The 24,173-nt window shown below is 35.6% G+C and carries 23 protein-coding genes, 1 pseudogene and 2 riboswitches; of the genes and pseudogenes, 13 read left to right on the top strand and 11 right to left on the bottom strand.

Annotated elements, in window-relative coordinates; genetic code table 11:
- Together ACYFX0_RS28290 and ACYFX0_RS28295 are read right to left on the bottom strand one after the other, a co-directional pair.
- Positions 1–706: pseudogene (locus ACYFX0_RS28290) on the bottom strand (transposase); the annotation flags it as partial.
- 101 nt (positions 707–807) lie between these two features.
- Positions 808–1,314, bottom strand: coding sequence for a DoxX family membrane protein (locus tag ACYFX0_RS28295; protein ID WP_097981846.1), 507 nt, complete (start codon positions 1,312–1,314; stop codon positions 808–810).
- A gap of 393 nt (positions 1,315–1,707) precedes the next feature.
- Between ACYFX0_RS28295 and ACYFX0_RS28300 the strand changes: the two genes are divergently transcribed.
- Positions 1,708–2,484 (top strand): SDR family oxidoreductase, encoded by a 777-nt coding sequence (locus ACYFX0_RS28300; RefSeq protein ID WP_142398842.1) that lies wholly within the window; start codon positions 1,708–1,710, stop codon positions 2,482–2,484.
- A gap of 40 nt (positions 2,485–2,524) precedes the next feature.
- Here the strand turns inward: ACYFX0_RS28300 and ACYFX0_RS28305 are convergent, their stop codons facing one another.
- The 4 genes from ACYFX0_RS28305 to ACYFX0_RS28320 all read right to left on the bottom strand — a co-directional run bounded on the left by ACYFX0_RS28305 (position 2,525) and on the right by ACYFX0_RS28320 (position 6,221).
- Entirely contained in the window at positions 2,525–3,193 is a 669-nt protein-coding gene (locus ACYFX0_RS28305; protein WP_000428878.1) for a methionine ABC transporter permease, read from the bottom strand.
- Positions 3,168–4,208, bottom strand: a complete 1,041-nt coding sequence (locus tag ACYFX0_RS28310; RefSeq protein ID WP_000571305.1) for a methionine ABC transporter ATP-binding protein — start codon at positions 4,206–4,208, stop codon at positions 3,168–3,170. Before ACYFX0_RS28310 ends, ACYFX0_RS28305 begins: the two co-directional genes overlap by 26 nt.
- A 12-nt stretch (positions 4,209–4,220) precedes the next feature.
- On the bottom strand, positions 4,221–5,033 hold the full coding sequence (locus ACYFX0_RS28315) for a MetQ/NlpA family ABC transporter substrate-binding protein (RefSeq protein WP_106082491.1): 813 nt from the start codon (positions 5,031–5,033) through the stop codon (positions 4,221–4,223).
- Positions 5,034–5,118: 85 nt separating this feature from the next.
- A riboswitch (SAM riboswitch) is annotated at positions 5,119–5,233 on the bottom strand.
- Between the two features lie 79 nt (positions 5,234–5,312).
- The gene (locus ACYFX0_RS28320; RefSeq protein WP_000643849.1) at positions 5,313–6,221 is read right to left on the bottom strand and encodes an NAD(P)-dependent alcohol dehydrogenase; all 909 of its coding nucleotides are present in this window, start codon (positions 6,219–6,221) and stop codon (positions 5,313–5,315) included.
- 156 nt (positions 6,222–6,377) lie between these two features.
- Between ACYFX0_RS28320 and ACYFX0_RS28325 the strand changes: the two genes are divergently transcribed.
- The 5 genes from ACYFX0_RS28325 to ACYFX0_RS28345 all read left to right on the top strand — a co-directional run bounded on the left by ACYFX0_RS28325 (position 6,378) and on the right by ACYFX0_RS28345 (position 12,349).
- Positions 6,378–7,142, top strand: coding sequence for a DUF6612 family protein (locus ACYFX0_RS28325; RefSeq protein ID WP_000733608.1), 765 nt, complete (start codon positions 6,378–6,380; stop codon positions 7,140–7,142).
- A gap of 66 nt (positions 7,143–7,208) precedes the next feature.
- Positions 7,209–8,645, top strand: a complete 1,437-nt coding sequence (locus ACYFX0_RS28330; RefSeq protein ID WP_142399159.1) for an FAD-binding oxidoreductase — start codon at positions 7,209–7,211, stop codon at positions 8,643–8,645.
- The gene (locus tag ACYFX0_RS28335) at positions 8,642–9,175 is read left to right on the top strand and encodes an MFS transporter (RefSeq protein ID WP_000222368.1); all 534 of its coding nucleotides are present in this window, start codon (positions 8,642–8,644) and stop codon (positions 9,173–9,175) included. Before ACYFX0_RS28330 ends, ACYFX0_RS28335 begins: the two co-directional genes overlap by 4 nt.
- Before the next feature lie 78 nt (positions 9,176–9,253).
- On the top strand, positions 9,254–10,972 hold the full coding sequence (locus ACYFX0_RS28340; RefSeq protein ID WP_000674053.1) for a DUF3981 domain-containing protein: 1,719 nt from the start codon (positions 9,254–9,256) through the stop codon (positions 10,970–10,972).
- Positions 10,973–11,089: 117 nt separating this feature from the next.
- Positions 11,090–12,349, top strand: coding sequence for a multidrug effflux MFS transporter (locus ACYFX0_RS28345; RefSeq protein ID WP_223266695.1), 1,260 nt, complete (start codon positions 11,090–11,092; stop codon positions 12,347–12,349).
- A gap of 33 nt (positions 12,350–12,382) precedes the next feature.
- On the opposite strand, the gene ACYFX0_RS28350 is transcribed toward ACYFX0_RS28345, so the two are convergent.
- The gene (locus ACYFX0_RS28350) at positions 12,383–12,829 is read right to left on the bottom strand and encodes a hypothetical protein (protein WP_000282869.1); all 447 of its coding nucleotides are present in this window, start codon (positions 12,827–12,829) and stop codon (positions 12,383–12,385) included.
- 274 nt (positions 12,830–13,103) lie between these two features.
- Here ACYFX0_RS28350 and ACYFX0_RS28355 point away from each other — a divergent pair, with 274 nt between their 5' ends.
- Positions 13,104–13,607, top strand: a complete 504-nt coding sequence (locus ACYFX0_RS28355; RefSeq protein ID WP_000756523.1) for a hypothetical protein — start codon at positions 13,104–13,106, stop codon at positions 13,605–13,607.
- 16 nt (positions 13,608–13,623) lie between these two features.
- Here ACYFX0_RS28355 and ACYFX0_RS28360 read toward each other — a convergent pair whose 3' ends face one another.
- Positions 13,624–13,839: a DUF3951 domain-containing protein gene (locus ACYFX0_RS28360; RefSeq protein WP_000371395.1), complete on the bottom strand. Its 216-nt coding sequence runs from the start codon at positions 13,837–13,839 to the stop codon at positions 13,624–13,626.
- A 169-nt stretch (positions 13,840–14,008) separates the two neighbouring features.
- Positions 14,009–14,114, top strand: a riboswitch (SAM riboswitch).
- Positions 14,115–14,250: 136 nt separating this feature from the next.
- On the opposite strand from ACYFX0_RS28360, the gene ACYFX0_RS28365 reads away from it, so the two are divergent.
- The 5 genes from ACYFX0_RS28365 to ACYFX0_RS28385 are packed head-to-tail and all read left to right on the top strand — an operon-like array spanning position 14,251 to position 19,552.
- Positions 14,251–15,168, top strand: coding sequence for an ABC transporter permease (locus tag ACYFX0_RS28365; protein ID WP_000289326.1), 918 nt, complete (start codon positions 14,251–14,253; stop codon positions 15,166–15,168).
- 18 nt (positions 15,169–15,186) lie between these two features.
- On the top strand, positions 15,187–16,191 hold the full coding sequence (locus ACYFX0_RS28370) for an ABC transporter permease (RefSeq protein ID WP_106082490.1): 1,005 nt from the start codon (positions 15,187–15,189) through the stop codon (positions 16,189–16,191).
- Positions 16,148–17,158 (top strand): ABC transporter ATP-binding protein, encoded by a 1,011-nt coding sequence (locus ACYFX0_RS28375; RefSeq protein WP_106082489.1) that lies wholly within the window; start codon positions 16,148–16,150, stop codon positions 17,156–17,158. Before ACYFX0_RS28370 ends, ACYFX0_RS28375 begins: the two co-directional genes overlap by 44 nt.
- On the top strand, positions 17,155–17,928 hold the full coding sequence (locus tag ACYFX0_RS28380) for an ABC transporter ATP-binding protein (RefSeq protein ID WP_000205646.1): 774 nt from the start codon (positions 17,155–17,157) through the stop codon (positions 17,926–17,928). Before ACYFX0_RS28375 ends, ACYFX0_RS28380 begins: the two co-directional genes overlap by 4 nt.
- Positions 17,929–17,941: 13 nt before the next feature.
- Entirely contained in the window at positions 17,942–19,552 is a 1,611-nt protein-coding gene (locus tag ACYFX0_RS28385) for a peptide ABC transporter substrate-binding protein (RefSeq protein WP_098900061.1), read from the top strand.
- A 16-nt stretch (positions 19,553–19,568) separates the two neighbouring features.
- Here the strand turns inward: ACYFX0_RS28385 and ACYFX0_RS28390 are convergent, their stop codons facing one another.
- A complete protein-coding gene (locus ACYFX0_RS28390; RefSeq protein WP_001221557.1) occupies positions 19,569–20,036 on the bottom strand; it encodes a YusW family protein in 468 nt (155 codons plus the stop codon).
- A 172-nt stretch (positions 20,037–20,208) separates the two neighbouring features.
- Between ACYFX0_RS28390 and ACYFX0_RS28395 the strand changes: the two genes are divergently transcribed.
- Positions 20,209–20,424: a hypothetical protein gene (locus ACYFX0_RS28395; protein WP_000949587.1), complete on the top strand. Its 216-nt coding sequence runs from the start codon at positions 20,209–20,211 to the stop codon at positions 20,422–20,424.
- Positions 20,425–20,463: 39 nt separating this feature from the next.
- Here the strand turns inward: ACYFX0_RS28395 and ACYFX0_RS28400 are convergent, their stop codons facing one another.
- On the bottom strand, positions 20,464–22,104 hold the full coding sequence (locus ACYFX0_RS28400; protein WP_000731063.1) for a peptide ABC transporter substrate-binding protein: 1,641 nt from the start codon (positions 22,102–22,104) through the stop codon (positions 20,464–20,466).
- A 404-nt stretch (positions 22,105–22,508) separates the two neighbouring features.
- On the bottom strand, positions 22,509–24,149 hold the full coding sequence (locus tag ACYFX0_RS28405) for a peptide ABC transporter substrate-binding protein (RefSeq protein ID WP_106082488.1): 1,641 nt from the start codon (positions 24,147–24,149) through the stop codon (positions 22,509–22,511).
- Positions 24,150–24,173 lie beyond the last annotated feature (24 nt).

The following is a 24,173-nucleotide window of genomic DNA, read 5'->3' on the forward strand; positions in this document are numbered from 1 at the left end:
TCATCACGAATGCGACGGTAACCATAACGACCTTCATTTTCCTCATAAATCGCTTTAATCTCAGCTTTCAAATCGGCATCTACATCTGGACGATTCATTTTCTTTACTAAATCATAATACGTGCTTCGAGGAATAGTAGCTAGCTCCACGAGTGCCTTCACCGAATATTTATGCCTTAATTCATAGACTACTTGCGCTTTGTCTTGTTTTGTGATTTTTCCTTGTTTTGAACTAAGGCATTTAACTTTTTTAAGTACTCATTTTCCATCTCAAGCTGTTTAATGCGTGCTTCAAGTGCTTCGACTGACCCTTCAGCTAAATGTTGTTTTAATTGTTTATTTGAATCTTTTTTCATGGATGGACGCCCCTTTTTCTTAGATTGAAGGGCATCAATTCCTTGTGTTTCGAGCTGTTTTTTCCAAACAGAAATCGTTGAAGGGGCAGGAATATTAAAGATAGCTGCCGTCTCAAATAAGGACATACCGTTTTCAATCATAAAGTTTAGTACGTCTAGTTTAAATTGTTGTGTGTAATTTGTACATCGTTTTAGAAAAGCTTCCAGACCATTCTGTTTATATTGGTTTACCCAATTCAAAATGATTGTGTCACTTATACCGAGCGATCTACCCATTTCTCGATAACTTTCATTTCCGTTCAAATAACGTAGAACGATTTGTATTTTTTCATCAGCTGTAAATTTAGCCATAGAAAAACTGCACCTCCAATTGTTAGACTGTGTCTAACAATTGGGGTGCAGTTCAATACTCAGGCTCTTTTTCTTATTTATATTTTAAAAGTAAACTGTTACTACGCAGTTTTACTTAATTTATATGTTCCGTGGTTGTTTTTATGGAAAAGTTTAGGGAAAATATAGCCATCTAATCCAATACGTCCAGCGTTCTGCCCTGCAACTAAAATGAATATAGTCAAAATAAGCAGGTTTGGGTTTACACTAACAGTTCCACTTAATAAAAATGAAAGATTCATTATGATTCCGAAAAATGCAGCTGTTTTTGTTAATCCGCCTAAAATTAAACCTAGACCTACTAAAATTTCTCCCCATTGAACTAAAAAGCTAAATAGGTCTGCGTTTGGAAGGACAAAATGTTGAAGAAAATCTGCCCACCAACTTTGTACTGCCGGGTGGTCACCTGATGCTTGAGCAATAGCACCCTTTAGAAAACCACTTGCGTCAAAAGATTGTCCGAAGACTTTGCCTATCCCAGCAGCGAGCCATGTATATCCTATGTAAAGACGTAAAAGTAATAATATGAAAGTAGCACGTTTATCAGTTCTTAAAAAATTGATAATCATTGAAATCCCTCCAATATTGTATTTACAAGTTTATTATATATTCAATGTGAAAAGATTCACAATGAAGAGAATGTGAACAAGGATAGGTTGTGAGTAATTGTTTTATTTTTTGTAACATTTTATCTGTTTTGGTAAACTAAGAATAGAGATATATGTAAAGGGGACAAAGACTTAATATGTGGATGAACTTGTAATGATTAGAAATTAGATAGATGAATTTTTCTCTCATAAGTGAGGGTTTATTTAGCTATCTGTAAATCATTCAAGGACTGCATATTTGGCTTGTACATCCCTTTTGTAAGGATAGATGCCTATTTTATGTATCTGTCTTTTTTTGTGGGAAATTTTATATCTCTTATATAAAGTATGCGCCCTTTAAACTTGGAGGAGTATATGATGAATCAATTAAAAAATAAAGTAGCAGTTGTTACAGGGGTAAGTCGTCTAGATGGTATTGGGGCAGCGATTTGTAAAGAATTAGCTGAAGCAGGATACAATATGTTTTTTACGTATTGGACAGCTTACGATAAAGAGATGCCTTGGGGCGTCGATAAAAATGAACAAATACAATTAAAAGAAGAGCTATTGCAAAACGGTGTTAGAGTATCGAGCATGGAGTTAGATTTAACTCGGAATGATGCACCGAAAGAGCTTATAAATAAAGTTACTGAACAATTAGGGTACCCTCATATATTAATTAATAATGCAGCATATTCTACGAATAATGATTTCTCTACGTTGACTGCTGAAGAATTAGATAAGCATTATATGGTGAATATTCGTGCGACTACATTGTTAAGTAGTCAATTTGCCCGAGGATTTGATAAGAAATCTGGTGGTAGAATTGTTAATATTACTTCGGGACAATTTCAAGGTCCTATGGCAGGAGAACTAGCTTATGCGACAACGAAGGGAGCTATTGATGCTCTTACTAGTACATTGTCAGCAGAGGTAGCTCATTTAGGAATAACAGTGAATGCAATTAATCCAGGACCAACCGATACAGGATGGATGACTGAAGAGATAACACAAGGGTTAAAGCCGATGTTTCCTTTTGGCAGAATTGGTGAGCCAAAGGATGCAGCTAGACTCATTAAATTTTTAGTAAGTGAAGAAGCTGAGTGGATTACTGGGCAAGTTATTCATTCAGAAGGTGGATTTAAAAGATAAAAAAAGAAGGCATCTCACCCTGGTGAGATGCCTTCTTTTTTTAATCTTTCTTCAATCTTCGTGCAACACCATTCCCTAAAGACTGTAATCCTTGAACGAGGATAATTAAAATAAAGACTGTTGCATACATTACTTCAGGTTCATAGCGTAAATGTCCGAAGCGGTATGCCAAGTCCCCTAGCCCTCCAGCACCTACGAGTCCAGCCATTGCTGTTGCGCCAATTAAGCCAATTGTTGCAATTGTTAATCCAAGTACAAGGGAGGGACGAGCTTCTTTCACCATGACGTGCCAAATGATTTTAATAGTAGAGATACCCATTGCTTGATAGGCCTCAATAACACCGCGATCTACTTCTAGTAAGGCTGTCTCCATTAAACGTGCGATATAAGGAGCTGTGAAGACGACAAGCGGTACGATCACACCTTGCACGCCAATGGATGTTCCCATTAGAAACTTTGTAAAAGGTAAGATGAAGAATAATAGAATGATAAATGGAAGAGAGCGAATTATATTAATAATTGTATTAAGAATAGGATAAATGATTTTATTTTCGTGCTGTCCACCAGGTCTTGTTAAAACAAGTGTTACACTAAGTGGCAGTGCAATAAGGATCGAGATGAGTAATGAAATAGATGTCATTTGAAAGGTTTGGATTGTGGCTTCCCATATGACTTTACTCCATTCATCCAAAAAGGACTTGTTTTCCATAGTCTGTTTTCCCTCCCTCTACGATGATACCTTTCTCTTGTAAGAATGCTAAAGCACGGTTTACTTCATTTTTTTCACCTTGCATATGAACGACAAGTTTCCCATATGCCTCATGTTTTAACTGTGTAATATTACCAGATAAAATATTTGGATATACTTGGAAACGTTTTGTGGCGACAGCTAGTGCTGGTTCTCCTGAAGAACTTCCTATAAAAGAAAGTGTTACAATTTCTCCAGTACTTTGTAGTTCTTTCTGTACCTCTTCTGGAATTTTCGCTGCAAATGCGCTATTTACAAATTTCTTCGTTGTTACATGTTGTGGGTTTGTGAAAATATCTTTCACAGTCCCGCTTTCGACTACAGATCCATGTTCCATAACGGCAACGCGGTCGCATATACGTTGGATGACATTCATTTCATGTGTAATGAGTAAAATCGTAATTCCAATTTCTTCGTTAATCTTTAATAACAAATCAAGAATAGAATCAGTTGTTTCTGGATCTAAAGCGCTCGTTGCTTCGTCACTTAATAACACTTCAGGCTCATGTGATAGTGCACGTGCAATTGCAACGCGCTGTTTTTGACCGCCAGAAAGTTCGCTTGGATAAGCATCTTTACGGTTAAAAAGATCCACGATGCGTAAATATTTTTCTACTCTTTTTTCAATTTCCGCTTTTGGAATGCCAGCAAGCCGTAACGGTAATGCAATATTTTCATAGACGGTAACAGTTTTAAGTAAATTGAATCCTTGAAAGATCATTCCGATTTTTTGTCTCGCTTTTGCTAGTTCTTTTGTTGATAATGTTGTTAGGTCTTGTTCGTTTACAATGATATTTCCTGTCGTTGGTTTTTCTAATAGATTTACACATCGAATCAATGTGCTTTTACCAGCGCCACTATACCCAATGATTCCAAATACATCGCCTTTTTCTACTTTAAGGGAAGTAGACTTAAGAGCCTCAACATTCCCTTTTTTTGTTGTAAATACTTTGGATATGTTTTTTAATTCAATCATTATCGTCAGCTCCTACCAAGATGGTAAAACTGAACCATCAAATTTTTTCTCGATAAACTCTTTTACTTCTTTAGATTGATAAGCTTTCTTTAATTTGTTTACAACGGCATCATCTTTATTTTCAGTACGAACAACGACCCAGTTCACATATGGTGAATCTTTTCCTTCGCGGAAAATAGAATCTTTCGCTGGACTTAATTTTGCACCTAATGCAAAGTTTGTATTAATTGCAGCTGCTTTCACTTCACTTAGTTGCGTTGGTAATTGAGAAGCTTCTAATTCAACAATCTTTAAATTTTTCGGGTTTTCAATTACATCTTTCGCAGTCGCTTTTTCTGTAGCCTTCGGATCAACTTTTAAAACCCCTGCTTTTTCAAATAATTTTAAAGCTCGCAGTTCATTCGTTGGGTCATTTGGTACAGCAATTGCATCGCCCTCTTTTAAGTCTTTTACATCTTTTATGTTTTTAGAATATATGCCCATAGGGAATGTTACTGTTGAAAATACTTCAGCTAATTTCATATTGCGTTCAGCTTTAAATACATCTAAATACGATTTTGTTTGGTAGCTATTTACATCAAGGCTTTTTTCATCTAAAGATACGTTCGGCGCTACATAATCATTAAATACTTTTATATCAATTTCGAGACCATCTTTTGCTGCAACTTCTTTTACCTTTTTAAAAATTTGTTCATGTGGTCCACCTGTTACACCGACAGTAATCTTTTTCTCGTCTAATGCTTTTACCTCTTTATCTGAACTCACGCTACATGCGCCTAATAATAATACTGCTCCGCTTACAATGCTTAATAATACCTTTTTCATCTATAAATCCCCCTTCATATACGTTCCAAAATAAAAAGCACCTCCCAAAAATAAGAGAGGTGCCGAATAGACGAAATAGATTCCTCTCTTATCTTCCAAAACGAAAACTCGTTTTGCAGGAATTAGCACCTTAGCTTATATGTTATAAGCTCGGTTGCCGGGCATCATCGGGCCAGTCCCTCCGCCACTCTTGATAAGAGTATGTGTATGTAGTTTTGAATATGGTACTAATAGTAAATCGTACAAAAAGAATTGTCAATGATATTTTCAGAATATATTTTATTTTAAGGTAATCGAAACATTTCCTTTCTTATGGCCCATTTCTACATACGTATGGGCTTCTACAACTTCTTCTAATCGGTAAGTTCTATCAATAACAGGTTTTAGCTTTTTTGTTTCAGCTAGTTGTTTTAGTAGGTTCATATCTTCTTTACTGACCTTTGCCATCATTCCATTCACAGATACATATTTTCCATTAGGCATTAATGCATCTGTACAAAGAGACTTTTTATATTTTCCAACTGCATCAAATATAATATCGTAGTGCTGGCCCTGCTTAGTAAAATCTTCTTTCATATAATCAATTACGTTGTCTGCCCCTAAGGCTGTAACTAAATCGAAATTCGAACTACTACAAATAGCTGTGACAGTCGCCCCGAAGTATTTAGCAAGTTGTACGGCAGCTGTCCCTACTGAACCAGAGGCGCCGTATATAAGTACTCGTTGCCCTTTTTTTATCTGTCCTTTTCTAAGGAAGTGCAATGCTGAAGTTCCGCCAAAAGGAATAACGGCAGCTTCTTCATATGTCACATTGGTAGGTTTTAATGCTATTAATCCACTTTCATGCACGCATGTGTATTCGGCATAACCACCAAGGTTTAGTTCTGTTAATGCAAAAACTGGATCTCCTTTTTTAAATTGTGTTACATCTGTTCCAATGTCTTCGATTTCACCGGATAACTCTACGCCAAGTATAGGTTTCCTCGGTTTTCTGAAACCTAATATGATCCGCATAGGAATCCAAAATAAGAGGGGGCTATTAAAGCCACGTATTCTACAATCTCCAGTCGATACACTTGTTGCGTGAATTTTAACTAATACTTCATTTTTTTTAGGTTTAGGCTTTTCTACATTTTGAATCTGGAGAACATTAGGTGGTCCATACTTTGTGCAAATAATTGCTTTCATAATGACCTCCTGAAATGAGTTGTTATTATTTACATCATATTTAAACTTTTTCTCAAACATGTTGCTATATAGGAAAAAAATTAAAGAAGAATATTACGAATTATATAGATTTCATAGGAAAAGAGATGATATTATTTTTGGGAAGGAGGGGACGTTATGAAAAAACTTATTTTAATTTCAAGTTTAGTACTTGCAGTCGGTCTAGGAGTAGGGTGTAGTAATGAGGAAACAAAAAAGACTGATGAACCGAAAAAAGAAGCTGTGCAGAAAGAAAAGGAATTAACAGCGAAGGATGTTTTCAATAAAGCGAATGAAGCTTTTAAAAACGAAGAAAATGTAACGATGACATATGATGTGGGAATAAAGGCTGAAGGAACAGAGATGAATGTAATGAAGGCTAAAATGCAACTAGAGCCGAAGAAAAAAAACTCTCGTTCTGAAATGAATGTTTCTGGTACAGAGGTTATTGTTTATGATGTGGGTGGAAAAATTGCTGGTCAGGTGAAAAATCCTAATTCGGGTGAAGTTATGTCTGTACCAGAGGAACAATTAAATGCTAACGGAATGAATGCGACTCAAGGAATGGTAGATAATTTAGAGATTCCATCGGAAATTTTAAATAAAGTGAAGATGGAGAAAAGTGGAGATAATTATAAGCTGAAGTTTGCATTAAAAGGGAAAGAGACAGAGAGTATGCTAGCTAGTATGGATGAAAAGCAGAAACAAATGCTACAAGGCCAAAATGCAAAGATAGAAGAAATAGATGGGGAATATATTATTACAAAAGATTTTAAATATGAATCAGCAAAGATAGATATGGTTATGAGTAGCAATGGTGAAGATAAAGCGCACATTATTACGGATGCAAAGTTTACATCGTATGATAAATTTGATCCAATACAATTGCCAGCAGCAAAGTAATCACTGTCAAGAGAGGTACCTGAAAGAACGGGTATCTCTTTTTGTTGCTAATAAGGAGAGTGTCCTTTGAAAAAAAGAAAGATAGCAGTGGTCATTGCGGCATATACGGTTTTGCTTGCAACGTCTGTACATACGTATAAAAAACAAATTGATCATCCTATTATGAGTGATGTAGGTAAATTGCTTCCGACAAAAATAAAACGAGTTGAAGGTGCTACGGAAGAGCACTCGTTAATAAAATTAGTGCGAGATGCAAAAGTTTCAGGAGAGAAAATTTCCATTGCAGGTATGCAACATAGCCAAGGAGGACAGACATATTATCCGAATGGTACGATGCTCGATATGAAAGGATATAATAAAATATTAGAATTTGATCCAGAGAAGAAGCGGATTACAGTTCAAAGTGGTGTCACGTGGAATGATATTCAGAAGAAAATAAATCCATATGGCCTTGCGGTACAGGTCATGCAGTCTCAAAATATTTTTACTGTTGGTGGTTCATTAAGTGTAAATGTACACGGGCGTGATATTCGTCATGAGGCACTGATTGATACAATAGAGTCATTTAGATTGTTAATGGCAGATGGCACGGTACGTAATGTAAGTAGAGAAGAAAATGCAGCGTTATTTCCATATGTCATTGGTGGTTACGGTTTATTTGGAGTTATTTTAGATGTGACGCTGAAGTTAACAGATGATGAATTATATGAAATGCACACGAGAATGATAGATTATAAAGAATACGCATCTTATTTCAAAGAGAAAGTGAAAAGAGATGAGAATGTTCGTATGCACTTAGCACGTATTTCTGTTGCTCCAAATTCATTTTTAAAAGAGATGTATGTGACAGATTATACTTTGGCACAAAATCAAAATATGAGAGAAGAGTACAGTGAATTAAAGGAAGAAAATATTATAGCTGCACCGAAATTTTTACTTGGGTTATCACGTTATAGTGATTGGGGAAAGAATACATTTTGGAATATACAAAGAGGTTATTTTGAACGTACAGATGGAAAGTATGAGACGCGTAATAATGTTATGAGATCAGATAGTGCTTTTATGGAATATGAAAATCCAAATAGGACCGAAGTGTTACAAGAATACTTTGTGCCTATAGATGCTTTCACGGAGTATATAGATGATTTACGTAACGTATTAAATGAAGAAGAGTTTAATTTACTCAACATTACGATTCGTTACGTGGAAAAGAATGAAAATGCAGTTTTGTCCTATGCGAAAGATGATATGTTTGCGCTGGTTCTTTTAATTAACCAGGGACGCTCAGATAGTGAGATAAAGAAAACAGAAGATGTCATTCGGAAGATGATTGATGTTACTTTAAAGCATAACGGTAGTTACTATTTGCCGTATTATTCTTATCCAACGAAAGAGCAGTTAAAGAAGGCATATCCTCGTATTGAAGAATTTCTCAAGAAAAAGAAGGAAGTAGATTCAGAAGAGAGATTTGTGAATTTATTTTATAGGGAGTATACGAAATGACATATAGAAGATTTGTAGCTTCGCAAAGTATCATCATGATGGCAGGAAGTATGGTATTTCCTTTTTATATATTATTGCTTCGAAACGTTGGAAATAGCTTCTCGCAATTTGGCTGGGCGTATGGCTTATTTGCTTTAACATCAGCACTTGTATATCCACTAGTGGGAAAGGTATCTGATCAAGTAGGTGATAAAAAATTATTAATAATATACGCTTGGTCCATGGCAATCTTAATGCTTTGTTTTCCGATTGCCACGGAAGTATGGCATGTGTATCTTCTTCAAATTGTAATGGGAGTTTTAGGTGCTGTGCAGCGTAATACTGAGAAGACTTCGTTAGCACGAAAGGTTGCGCAGGAAAAGGCTGGTTATGAGATTGGAAAATACCATGTGTGGACATCCATTGGCGGAGCAGTAGCGGTTATTGCCACGGGATATTTAGTAGATTTCTTTACGATTGGTACAATTTTTTATATTGCATCTATTCTATATGTAGTAAGCGGGATTGTATTAAGTAGTAAAAAAATATAACTATTCCTATTTTCACCTTAATACCCTTTATTTGTTATACTAAAAGGGAATACAAAAGAAAAGGGGACAGTGCCTTTGATGAAATTTGTAGTTTTAGCTATTCTTACTTTGTTTTTGATTCCATGGACAAGAAGTAGTAGTAAGCTTCGAGCAGTGGATAAGAAGGGAGATAAGAAGGTTGTAAAGGGTAAGAAATCATCTATTTTAGTTATTCCTGTTTTATTTTGGATAGGTATTGCAATCTATGAATACTTTTGGCTAATTGATGATCGAGTAGATTCGATTCTTACTCATTATTCTGTTGCAGTAGCAATTTTAATTGGGCTTGTTTTATTTTCACAAAATCAAATAGGTAAATTAGAAGGTACGTTAAAAGGACTTCTAATGTTTATTTTACTCGCAAGTTACGGTTACTTTGGTTATTTGCACGATATAGTAATCTCGCAAAAGAAATATGATTCTGTTGTTAAGGTAGAGAAAGATATTTCAGAGCCATTTACTGAAAATGACCAGCCGTTTACAGTGCCGCCAAAGACAGCGGAGAATAAGATGAAAAAAGTATTTGGTGATATTCCGAAAGTAGCTTATTTTGAGCTAGGAGAATTAACGCCACAAATGGTAAACGGCGAAGCTTTATATGTAGCGCCGATTGAAGTTTCAGGATTTTTTAAAGCGCGTAAAGCTGAGACAATTCCAGGGTATGTAACGATGTCAGGTACAAATCCTGATGCGGAAGCGAAACTGCACCTCGGTTATAAAATGAAATATGTGCCAAGCATGTTTTTTGGTAATAATTTAGAGCGTGTGGTAAGGCAAGCAGAACCAGATTTAATCTTTAAAGGAAAACCTAAATTTGAGGTTGATGATAAAGGGAAACCATATTATACAATGACGTATGGTGAATTTATTTCAGGAAGATCTGGATTTGAGGTAGAAGGTGTTGTCGTAGTAGACGCACAAACAGGTGAAGTGAAAAGGTATGATAAAGGAAAGGCACCTAAATTTGTTGATGGTGTATTAAATCATGAGACTGCATCTACGTTAAATACGTACTTTGGTAAATATATTCACGGATTTTGGAATACGAAATTCTCGCAAACTGATATGAAGATTCCGACTGAGTGGGGAACGAAAGAAGGCGTGACCCCGATCTTTGGTAAAGATGGAACACTATATTATTTTACAGACTTTACTTCTCCAAAAGAAGGAGTAGATTCAGCCCTAGGCTATTCATTAGTAGATGCACGCACAGGCAAGCTATATTACTATAATGGAAAAGAAGTGAAGGGGATTATGGATGGTTCAGCAGCTACAGAAGTAGTGGATAATTCCTTTAAGAGAGAGAAATGGCATGGGACAATGCCTGTCATTTATAACGTATACGGTAAACCAGCTTGGATTATTCCGGTTGTTGATGATGGAGGCCTAGTACGTGCACATACAGTTGTATATGCTGCTAATGCAAAAATATTTGCGACAGGTTCTTCGCAGAAAGAAGCGCTTGAGAATTATAAAAACGTAATGAGCGGTAATGGTGATACCTTTAGACCAACCTCAACAGGAAAAGAAGCGCAAAAAGAAGGTATTGTACAACGTGTATATAAAGAGAAATCAGGTGAAAATACAATCGTGTACGTACTTTTAGAGAATGAACAAAAGGTATTTATGATACCGGTGAAGAAATTCCCGTATGCTATGTTTACAGAAGTAGGAGACCCAATTCAAATTACATATTTAGATACAGGAGAGACGATGGCCTCAGTATCTAAATTTACGAATAGCAATGTGAAAAAGTAAAGCGATAGAATTTCTATCGCTTTATTTACATTATGAAAGAGGAAAATGCGCTGTACTTGACGTATGTTTATGATGTAACTATAATTGTTACGATTCAGTGTGTATAGGAAAGGGTGAATTGAAAAAGTGAATGAAGTTAATCACGAAATATATAAACCTGTAAAGGCAAACAGGTTATGGATGATTCTTGTATTAGGAACACTTACGGCGATTGGGCCATTATCTATTGATATGTATTTGCCTTCATTACCGAAGTTAACGGATGACTTGCAAACAGGTGCATCCCTAGCGCAGCTTACATTAACAGCTTGTCTGCTTGGGCTGTCAGTAGGACAATTATTTGTTGGCTCAATTAGTGATATTTACGGAAGACGCAAACCACTTATTATTGCTCTTATTATTTATGTTGCTTCTTCTTTACTTTGTGCTGTTGCGCCATCTATTTGGACATTAGTGTTATTGCGCTTCCTACAAGGAGCTTCAGGATCAGCCGGGATTGTTATATCACGTGCGATGGTACGTGATATGTACTCAGGTTCTGAAATGACGAAGTTTTTCTCACTGCTTATGTTAGTAAACGGAGCAGCACCTATTTTGGCACCGATTATTGGGGGGCAATTATTACAGTTTACAACGTGGCGCGGTGTTTTCATCGTTCTTGGAGCAATTAGCGTATTCATGTTAATCTCAGCTACTTTTGTATTGCGTGAAACATTACCTCCTGAAGAAAGAGAAACGGGTGGTTTGTCAGGGACTTTGGCGACGTACGGAAAATTGTTAAAGGACCGTCTGTTTATGGGATATGCATTGTCACAAGGATTAGTAACAGCGGCAATGTTTGCATACATTTCGGGCTCACCATTTGTGTTGCAGAACATATACGGAGCATCACCACAGCAATTTAGTTTATTCTTTGCGATTAACGGCATCGGTATTATTATTGCTAGTCAGGTAACGGGTCGTTTAGCGGGGAAAGTGAATGAGAAGACATTATTTGTTGCTGGTATTATTATCGCAGCTGTTGGTGGCCTATCTTTACTACTGACAATCGTACTAGGAATAGGTTTAATCGGTGTTTTATGTTCGTTATTCCTTGTTGTATCAAGTGTCGGGGTTGTATCAACAACTGGGTTCTCATTAGCGATGAGAAATCAGAAGCAAGCTGCAGGAACAGCGTCAGCTTTATTAGGCTTATTACAGTTCATTTCAGGAGCGCTTGTCGCTCCGCTAGTAGGTATTGGTGGGAGTAATACAGCGTTACCGATGGGTGTTGTTATTGCGCTTTGTGAAGTAGGGGCAGTATTATGTTATCTATTTATGGCCAGAAGAAGTGAGAAGCAGTTTGAACTGCAACAAAGACAAAATTTAGAGGCTTAACAAAAAAGAACTGATTCAAAGGGAATGTTTGAATCAGTTCTTTTTTTCATTTCTTTGAAATACCTCATACATATTATTCATGATCGTATCATATAAAACAGCAAGTTTATCCCACACCCAGCGATTACTATCGACTTCTTTTTCCCCACAGTCGATAATATCGGTATGGTCAGTAATTTTATACGCTTTTTTAACGATAATAGGAGCAATCTTCGGTATACGTGGGATTTCCTTTAAGGTATCTGCAAAGTTTCCAATGTAGACATGACCGATGATTTCGATTGTTAATGATTTATCCGATATATTTAGCACGGTATGAAATTGATTTGTATGTTGTTGTTTTAAATATTGAGCTAACTTAAATGGAGCATGCTTCTTCTTTAATACGCGGCGAAGGCTCTCTGTATTTTCGATATGAAGTGATTTTTCGCGAATAAGGACACGAATATCTTCTCCCATAAAAGGCATTGTGTTGTACATAGATGATTCTCCTTAAAACCTTACATATGTTTGCGTTATGCATATGTAAGTCTAGCATGGTTTGTTCTTTATGTGTGCTTACAGTTTTGTAAGGTGATGTAGTAAAGCATTGCAAAAGTTATTTGTATAAAGTGACGATACTGTGACAAACATGTTGGTATATATATTACGATGTCGTCTTAAGTGTAAAAAGTAGGGCGTTCTCGGTATAATAACAAGTGGAGATAAAAGAAACTATAATGAGTAATAGCTGTAGATAAAAGGAGAAGAAGAGATGAAGAAGGTTTTGGGTATTGCTGTAATGGGAAGTATGATCCTTCTAGCAGGATGTAATGGAAATAAAGATACGAAAGAACCGAAAGAAAAGGTAGAGCAATCTACTGAACAAACAGAAGAGATGAAAGAATACCTTGCAGTACATGAAAAATACGATATAAAAATGAATAAAGAAATTAATAAAGCACTGCAGTTATTTGAAGTGGCAAAAGAAAAGGGCGGTAAGGAAATAACGAATGCAACATATAAAGAAGACGTGCAAAAGGTAACAACGAGCATGTTAGAAGATATTGATCATATACGTAAAGAAATTCGTGTTCCGAAGTCGAAAGAGCAAGAACATGAGGTATATGTTGGTTTCTTGAATGAATCAGAACAAGCGATGAAAAAATTACAGAAGTTAGCTAAAGAAGAAGATTCATCGTTGATTCGTGATATAGAAATTAACTTTGCAACAGCATCGACATACTATAAACGTTTTCAAGCAGAAACGAAAAAATAACCTTGCCTGTGCAAGGTTATTTTTTCTTCTTGCCATCTCCGTCTTCATCCTCAGATACTAATATTTTCTGTTCTTCGTGAAATTCGGAAATAGTTTGCCCGGTAATATTATCGAAAGGAGTATAAAAAGAAGTAATACGTTTCTTTTTAATAAAGAGTTTATAGGAGCCGATGATGACAAGTATAACGATTGTTAAGGGTAATCCTATAGTAGCAAGAAGTAAGGGGTCCATCTTATAACTCCTTTAACATCATTTCTTTTTATGATAAGCCGAAAACTGTAATTTCGATAAATGAATTAAAAACTAATTTTTATAAATTTATCCAATTCGATTGACTTTTCAATTTTTCAGAATTATAATTCGAAATATACAATTTGAACCAAATAATAATATAGCAATTTACTTATCCAGAGAGGTAGAGGGACTGGCCCTATGACACCTCAGCAGCGGGTTCTGTAATAGGAACACCGTGCTAATTCCAGCAAGCAAGTCTTGAAAGATAAGTGATGGGCCTTTTTTTGTTAAGCCTTGATCTTATTTTTTAAGATCAAGGCTTTTTGTATTCTAAAAAGAGAAAAGGGAGTAATGGAAAAAGTACATTCATAAAACAAAGTAAATTCATGTGTTTAGGGGGTTATTGAAGTGTATGTAATTAAAAAATTATCGGTTATGGTGTTCACACTATGGGTTATTACGACAGTGACATTTCTAATTATGCATATTATTCCGGGAGATCCATTTTCATCAGATGCAAAAATCTTTCCTGAAGAAGTGATCCAAAACATGAGAGCGAAGTATCACCTTGATGAACCGTTATGGAATCAATATGTTGCTTATTTAGACGGTGTAGTTCATTTTGATTTTGGTGAATCGGTTCAATCAACCGGGCAAGGTGTATCAGAAATTATAACAACTGGCTTTGGTCCATCAGCAATTATTGGTCTACAAGCACTTGTTATTTCATTGTTAGTAGGAATTGCGGCAGGGACATTTGCTGCTCTATATCATGGGAGAGTAATTGACTATAGTGTGAGTTTGCTCGCAATTTTAGGTATTTCTATTCCAAGTTTTATTTTAGCACCACTATTTATACAAGTATTCGCTATCCAATTTGAGTTTTTACCAGTAGCCTCTTGGGGAACATTCGAACATACGGTATTGCCATCCTTTGCATTAGCGTTAGGGCCAATCGCAGTTATTACAAGGTTTGTTCGTTCTAATATGATCGAAGTACTGCAGAGTGATTATATTAAGCTAGCAAGAGCAAAAGGTATACCAATTAAGAAGATTATTATAAGACACGCTCTTCGAAATGCGATTGTTCCAGTACTTACATTTGTTGGACCGTTAATGGCTGGACTCTTAACAGGGACTTTCGTTATTGAAAAAATCTTTTCAATTCCTGGCCTAGGAAAATATTTTGTAGATAGTATTTTTAACCGAGACTATCCGGTGATTATGGGAACAACGATTTTCTATAGTGCATTATTAATTGCTTGTATTTTCATTACAGATATTATTCATCGCATTGTTGATCCGCGTATTCGTTCTATTACATAAGGAGAGGGGGATATTTAAATGGGAGCTTATGAGATTAATGAACAGTTATTAACGAAAGAAGAGAAAAAAGAATTAACGATAAATAAAAATCAGCAAACAATTAGCAGAAAGAAAGAAGTGTTTCGTAAGTTTATATCGAATCCAATCGCAGTTTTAGGAACAGTGACGTTATTGCTAATTATTTTTTTCTCGCTTATTGGCGAAAGTTTAACTTCATTTACTGCGAGTGAACAAGTAAAAGAGGCAACAAATTTACCGCCGAGTAGTGAACATTGGTTTGGAACAGATGATCTAGGGAGAGATATTTGGGCACGTACTTGGGCTGGTGGGAAGATTTCACTAACAGTTGGATTAGTAGCAGCTGCCCTCGATATAGGGCTTGGTGTACTGATTGGTGGATTTAGTGGATATGTGAGAGGGCGTAATCGCCTTGGAACGTTAATTGATGAGTGGATTATAAGAGGAATTGAAGTATTATACGGCATCCCATATTTATTAATTGTTATTTTACTATTAATTGTTATGAAACCAGGTCTTTTCACCATTATTATCGCTCTTGCATTAACGGGATGGATTGGAATGGCTCGTCTCATTCGAGCACAAGTATTGTCTTTAAAACAAAGAGAGTTTGTTATTGCAGCAGAGCGATTAGGTACATCACATATGAAAATTATATATGGGCATTTAATTCCGAATTTAACAGGGATTATTATCGTGAATTTATCATTTACAATTCCAGCAGCTATTTTTTCAGAATCATTTTTAAGCTTTATAGGACTTGGAGTACAATCACCAGCGGCAAGTTGGGGGACGATGACGAATGATGCACTCGGGACATTATTGAGCGGAGAATGGTGGCAGCTATTTTTCCCGGCAATCATGATTGCACTCATTATGTTCGCATTTAATGCAATTGGTGATGGTTTGCAAGATGCGATTGATCCAAAAATCGTCAAACGGAATCGAAAGGAGAAAAAACATGGCACAGCTCTTATCTTTAGAAAACGTAACATTGACCGTTGAAAAAGAGAATAGTAAGCAAGCAATTGTGAAGCATGTTTCCTTTTCTATTAATGAAGGTGAAATCGTTGCACTTGTAGGAGAAAGTGGTTCAGGAAAAAGTGTTACAGCACAATCTATTGTCGGATTAAATCAAGAATCTATTCATATCGATGATGGGAATATAGCTTTCCAAGCAAATGAATTAACGAATTTACAAGAGTCAGAATGGAATCAAATTCGCGGAAAAGATATTTCCTTTATATTTCAAGATCCGCTTTCATCTTTAAACCCAACGATGAAGGTAGGCAAACAATTTACAGAAGTAGTTTTGCAACATGGGAAAAAATCGAAAAGAGAAGCAAAGGAAATTGCGATTAACTTGTTAACGGGTTTAGGGATACATGAAGCAGAGAAACGCTTTGAACAGTACCCACATCAATTAAGCGGAGGTATGAGGCAGCGTATTTGTTTAGCAATTGCGTTTGCTTGTCACCCAAAGCTTGTAATTGCAGACGAGCCGACAACAGCGTTAGATGTAACGATTCAGAAACAAATTATGGGGCTATTAAAAGAAAGAAAAGAAAAACAAAATACGAGTATTTTATTAATTACACATGATTTGGCACTTGTACGTGAAGTAGCTGATCGAGTAGTTGTTATGTACGGGGGACGTGTTGTTGAAAAAGGAACGATACAGGAGGTAATAGGTTCTCCTAAACATCCATATACGAAAAGTTTATTACAAGCAATTCCGAATATGGATGATTCCGAAAAGGTATTACGTGCTATAGAAGGAACGACACCTTCCATTGAAACATTAAATAGCTTTGGTTGTCCTTTTGTAAATCGTTGTCCAGTAGCGATAAAAGAATGTATTCATCGTTTTCCAGAGAGAACCACATATTCTAAGGAGCATAGTTCACATTGTTGGCAACATGTTCTAGAGCATAATAAAGCGAAATCAAAAGAGAAGGTGAATGCCTCATGACGACAGATTTAATTACTATAAAGCAAGTAACGAAAACGTATGGAAGTAAAAGTAAAGAAATCACAGCGTTAAAAGACATATCACTTTCTATTCCGAAAGGAACAACACTTGGCATTATTGGTGAAAGTGGTTCAGGAAAAACAACACTTGGAAAGCTCATAGCAGGGATTGAGAGTCCAACGTCTGGTGAAATTGATTATAACGGTCAAGTCGTTCACAAGCTGAAATCAGCTCATAGGCGAGATTTTTTACAGAAAGTACAGTTCATTTTTCAAGATTCCACAGCAGCATTAAATCCGCGCTGGAAAGTACGCGATAGCGTAACGGAGGGTTATATTTCATTCGGTTTAGGTGATAAAGGATTAAAGGATAAAGTAGCAGGTGATGCGCTAGAACGTGTGGGATTAGATAGACGATATATCGATCGCTATCCGCACGAATTTAGCGGAGGACAACGTCAACGAATTGCTATTGCAAGAGCGTTATTGTGTGAGCCAGAAGTATTGATTCTTGATGAACCAATTTCAGCATTAGATGTTTCATTGCAAATTCAAATTGTACATCTGCTGCAAAAGATTCAAAAGGAACAAGGCTATACATATTTATTTATCGCACATGATTTGCCGATGGTTCACTATTTATGTGAAAAAGTGGCTGTCTTATATAAAGGAGAACTTGTTGAATTTGGAAATACGGACGAAGTGTTCTGTAATCCACAACATTCTTATACAAAAACACTATTGGCATCAACACCAAAAATTTCAGGTTAAAGGAGAATGTAGGATGAAGAAGTTTTTACTGTTTGTCATTATGACTGTTTTAGCAATTACTTCTGTCGCTTGCGGTAAGAAAGAGACGCAAAAGGCGAGTGCTGGTAAGGGAGAAGGAGATCGATTAGTAACGAATATTGGTAGCGATCCATATACACTTGATTCCGCTATTGCGACAGATAGCACGTCAGGTTATGTAATTGGACATTTATTCTCAAGCTTATATACGCAAGATAGTGATGGGAAATATCAAAATGAATTAGCAGAGAAAGAAGAAGTAAATGCTGATGGAACTGAGTATACAATTCATTTAAAGAAAGATATTAAATGGTCAGATGGTTCTGCTATTACAGCAAATGATTTTGAATTTGCATGGAAGCGATTATTGAATCCGAAAACGGGTTCTATGAATGCAACAGAAATGTATTTTATTAAAGGGGCAGAGGCATACAATACTGGAAAAGGTGAAGAAGGACAAGTTGGTATTCAAGTCGTTGATCCTCAAACATTAAAGGTAACTCTTGAACATCCAGTTGCTTCTATTAAACAGAAATTAGCAAGCACATTATTTATTCCATTAGCTAAAAAGTCGATTGATGATAATAATAAATTAAAAACAGATCCAAAAGAGTTAATTACGAACGGGCCATTCACATTAAAAGAATGGAAGCATAATCAGGCTATTACAGTACAAAAAAATAAAGAATACTATGATAAAAAGGTAACATTAAAAGAAATTGAGTTTCGTATTATTCCAGATTCTAAAACAGCGTACCAATTATATAAATCAAAAGAATTAGATTTACTAAGCGGTTTACCGCAAGAAATGATTGAAAAAGAAAAAGGAAATAAAGAATATAAACGTGTTGCAGGATTTTCATCTTATATTTATTCGTTTAACGTAGAAAAAGAGCCATTCACAAATGCGAAAGTACGTAAAGCATTCTCATTAGCAGTTGATCGTAAGTTTATTGTTGAAAAACTGTATAAAAACAATGCACAAGAAGCAAATGCATTCGTTCCAGAAGGAGCAAAAACACAAAGTGGGCGTGATTTCCGTAAAGAAAAAGGTGGTTACGTTAAATTTGATCCAGCAGAAGCGAAAAAATTATTAGAAGAAGGCATGAAAGAACAAGGCTGGTCTACATTACCTGAAGTAACATTAAAATTCACTACAGATACACAACATAAAAAAGTAGCAGAAGCAATGCAAGAAATGTTTAAGAAAAATCTTGGCGTAGATATTAAATTAGAAAATAAAGAGTGGAAGAGTTACATCGACACATATAAGCAAAGTGATTTCCAATTGGCTTATATGGGATGGGGCGGTTCTTTATTAGATCCAATTACTAAATTAGATTTATATGCAGGTGATGGTCCAAACAATTATGCAAAATGGCATAATAAAGAATTTGATGCTTTAGTGAAGGAAGCAGAAGTTGAACAAAATGAAGATAAGCGTTTTGACTTATTGCATAAAGCGGAAGATATTATGTTTACAGATTCACCATTAATTCCAATTATATTCCCGTCGGATTCCTATTTACAAAAACAAACGGTATCTGGACTTCAATATTATGTTGGATCTAAACCAGATTTAAGATATGCAAAAATAAAGAAGTAGGCAATCGCCTACTTCTTTATTTTATTTCTCTTTTATATTCTTTTTTCGTTCCATCAGAGAAGACAACTTCTAAATCGAATTTTTGGTAGTCTTTATCAAGTTTGAACACGTTCACTACTTGATCGATTACTTCTTGGTCAGGAGTATCTTTATCAAATTTTAATTCTTGTAGAAGTGGGCTTAATTTTGTAATAGCCTCGTCACCTGTAAACTTTGCATTTGTTTTATGGTCTTCAAGCTTTGCTTCCATTTTCTTATCAGCGGCTACATTCTTATAATCAGCTTCGTAGTCTTTCTTCGTATCTTGATAGTCTGCATCTAAACTAAATTCATTAAAGTTTAGTTTTAAATCTGCAGGAGCCTCATTTTTTGCTTCTTCAGTCGTCTTTTTATTAGAAGTTGTGTCTTCTTTTGCAGGGGCTTTACATCCTGTTAATGCAGGTACTAGCATAAGAGCTAATAAAACTGATAGTAGAATTCTCATTATAAATTCCTCCTTATGTAAATTCGTTCTATACAAGTTTTTCCCAAAAACATGTAATTATGTATGTGTTGAAAATAAATTATTATCCTGCAGTCACAAGGGCTCATCCGCAATTTAAATCAAAAATGATTTGTATGTATATGGTAAATTGAAGTTGTGAGGAGGTACTGAAATGCTTTCTAAAACGTATCAAACGATCGGTGAATTATTTCAAGCAACATATGCAGCAAATGGCTATTATACAATAATATTCGGAGGAGTTAGTTTAGAGAGAAATATTATTTCATTATTAGTTATTGTATTGGTTACACAATTAGTAGCAGTGACGACTTTAGCTATAAAAGGAATGGTAAAGGGAAGAGGAAGCTCTGTAGTTAAAGTTGTATAAAAGTAAAAGGTATCCTTCGTAGGATACCTTTTACTTTTGTTATTTTGCAACTTCTGTCCACTTATAGTTAAATTCACCGCCGAAGTCAGTCGTTACAAGTCCTTTAATGAAAGAGCGTTGTAAGTAAGAACGACCTTGTTGGTATAAAGGAGCGACAGCGCCGTCTTGTAATAGAATTTTTTCAGCTTGCTTCATTGCTTCAAAGCGTGCTTTTTCATCGCCAGCTAAATCTGTTTTCACTTTATGAATGAGCTCATCGTACTCTTTGTTAGAGTATTTATCGAAGTTATAAGCACTATCTGTTGTAAATAAATCTAAGAATGTAATTGGATCAGCGAAGTCAGGGCCCCAGCCATCAATACCAATTTCATAGTCACCACTTAATAGTAGTTTCAACTGTTGTTTACGTGGTTGCGGTTTTAAATTCACTGTTAACCCATCTAAGTTCTTTTCTAACTCACCTTTTAAATATTCACCAGTCTTTTTAGCTAAAGCATTGTCACTTGTTAATAGTTCGATTGTTACTTTGTCAGTACCAAGTTCTTGTTTTGCTTTTTTCCAGTTTTCTTTCGCTGTTTTCACATCATCCTTGACTAGATTTCCATTTTCTTTACGGAAGTCATTGCCTTCTGGACTTTTTGCAAATTTCGCAGGAACCATTCCTTCAGCTGGAATAGCACCGTTATTTAAAATTGTTTCTACATAAGCCTTTTTATTCATTGCGCCGTTAATAGCAAGGCGTGCATGTTGATTTTTTAATGTTTCATTTTTCTGATTTAGTCGTAAGAATTGAATGCCGACTTCAGCGCGTTCCTTGAAGTTTGGATCGCTCTTATATTTATCAACAAACTCTGCAGTTAAAGCAACGCGATCAATTTGTCCTGAATCATATAAGTTCACTTCTGTAGACTTATCTTTAACGACATTGAAGTTGATTTCTTCTAATTTTACCGTTTTAGCATCCCAATAGTTAGGGTTTTTCTTCAATTGGAAACTTTGTTCGTGTTTCCAGTTATCTAATGTGAAAGCACCGTTGTAAATTAAATGATTTGTTTCTAAACCGTATTTATCGCCCTGAGACTTTAAGTACTCTTCATTAATTGGCAAGAATGTTGAGAATGTCGTTAAGCTTAAGAAGTAAGGAACAGGACGGTCTAGTTGTACTTCTAACGTTTTGTCATCAACAGCTTTGACCCCTAGTTGATCAATTGGTAATTGTTTTTGGTTTATTTGTTTCGCATTCTGTACATCGAAGAATAAGAATGCGTATTCAGCTGCTGTATCAGGATTTACGGCACGTTGCCAAGCAAAGACGAAGTCCTTTGCTGTAACAGGAGTACCGTTTGACCATTTTGAATCACGCAGATGGAATGTATATTTTGTTTTATCGGGACTAATGTCAACCGACTCAGCAACACCAGGAATCGGTTTATTATCTTCTCCCATTGCATATAAACCTTCAAAAACATTGCGCATTACATTCATGGATTCCCCATCCGTTGCTTTTGCAACATCCATTGTTGGAATTTCTGAAGCGAATGATAAGTTAATTGCTTGTTTATCAGGTACTTTATCGTTTGCTTTCGCTCCGCCTGCATTATCTTTATTTCCCCCGCAAGCAGTTAGTAATAGACTTGCCCCTAAAACAGATGCAACAACAGGTACAACTTTTTTCTTCATTGTTCGTTCCTCCCTAAATGTGTTGTTCGTAACGTCATAATGTCCATGTCTTGAAGTAGCTATAGAAGGAGATAAAACCTATTATAAATATTTGTTTATAGGTAATCAGGTGTTCTATATGTATATACATGTTGAGCTATAATCTATCGTTATATGTTTCAACGTAGTAGACATTATATTTTGATGGTGAAATATTTTGTTTCTTTGATTATTTAGAATATTAACATTGGAAAGAACTATATGTCAATAATAAAAATAGAATGTTAATTTCTTAGAATAATATATTAAAAAAGTAGATTCTCTTGTGTGAGAGAACCTGCTTTTAATATATTTTGCTAAAAAAACAATTGGTGTGGGCTAATAATAAGTGGGGATGAAGAACCCTCACTTATTACGGTTTTACTTTATTTTTCAATTTTTGCCCACTTGAAATTTAATTGACCCGCAAAGTCTACTTGCACAATTCCTTTCACATAAGAACGTTCTAAATAAGATTCGCCTTTTTGGTAAAGAGGAGCGATAACAGAGTCTTTAAATAATATTTTCTCGGATTCTAGTAATGCTTCCCAGCGAGCTTTTTCATCACCAGCTAAAGTCGTTTTCACTTTTGCTATTGTTTCATCGAATTCCTTATTAGAGTAATGATCTAAGTTATAAGGGTTATTCGTTGTAAATAGCTCAAGGAATGTAATTGGATCCGCAAAGTCAGGGCTCCAGCCGTCAATTCCGATTTCGTAGTCACCTTTTAATAAAAGCGAAACTTGTTGCTTACGCGGTTGCGGTTTTATATTTACTGTTAATCCATCTAAATTCTTTTCTAGTTGCCCTTTTAAGAATTCACCAGTTTTCTTATCAAGGTCAGCATCACTCGTTAATAATTCTAATGTTATCTTTTCAGAACCAAGCTCTTGTTTAGCTTTTTTCCATAACTTTTGTGCAGATTTTGTATCAACTTTTGTTAAATCGCCGTTTGCAGTACGGAAGTCTTTTCCTTCAGGTCCTTTTGCAAAGTTTTTTGGAACGAGACCAAATGTTGGTGTAGATCCATCATTTAATAACGTATTTACAAAGGATTTTCTATCAATTGTTTGATCAATTGCTTGGCGTGCAGAAACATTTTGAAGCACTTTGTTTTGTTGATTCATACGTAAAAATTGTACGCCTACGTTTGGACGTTCTTTAAAGTTAGCATCCTTTTTATATTTATCGACAAAGTCAGATGTTAGTTTTATACGATCTAATTGTTTTGACTCGAATAAATTTACTTCTGTTGATTTTTCTTTTACGACGTTAAAATTGATTTCTTCTAGTTTGACAGTATCTTTATCCCAATAGGTAGGGTTTTTCTTGAATTTAAAGCTTTGTTCGTGCTTCCAATCGCTTAGTGTAAAAGCTCCATTGTACAAGATTGTATGATCTTCTAAAGCGTACTTATCACCTTGTGCTTTAAAGAATTCCTCGTTAATTGGTAGAAATGTTGGGAACGCTGTTAAGCTAATAAAATACGGAACAGGACGCTCCAATTCTACCTCAAACGTATGGTCATCAACTGCTTTTACACCAAGTTGGTCGGCTGGAAGTTCTTTGTTGTTAATTTTTGTTGCATTTTTAATATCAAAGAATAGAAATGCATATTCAGAGGCTGTTGCTGGATCTACGGCTCTCTGCCAAGCGAACACAAAATCTTTCGCTGTAACAGGAGTGCCGTTTGACCATTTTGAATCTCGCAGGTGGAATGTGTATTTTGTTTTATCGCCACTTACTTCATGAGATTTTGCAACGCCAGGGAAAGGTTTGTTACCTTCACCAAGATTATACAAACCTTCAAATACGTTTCTCATTACTTGACCAGAATCAGTATCTGTAGCACGGGCCGTATCCATTGTTCGTATTTCAGTAGGTGAAGATAAATTTAAAACCTGTTTGCTAGGTGCCTCGTCTTTTGCATTTGCTCCGCTTGCTTCGTTTTTATAACTACCGCAACCAGTTAATAAAATACTTACTCCTACAACTGATGCAATACCGGGTACAAACTTCTTTTTCATTTGATTTTCCTCCTAAATAATTAA

It is taken from the genome of Bacillus sp. NEAU-Y102 (assembly GCF_054788175.1).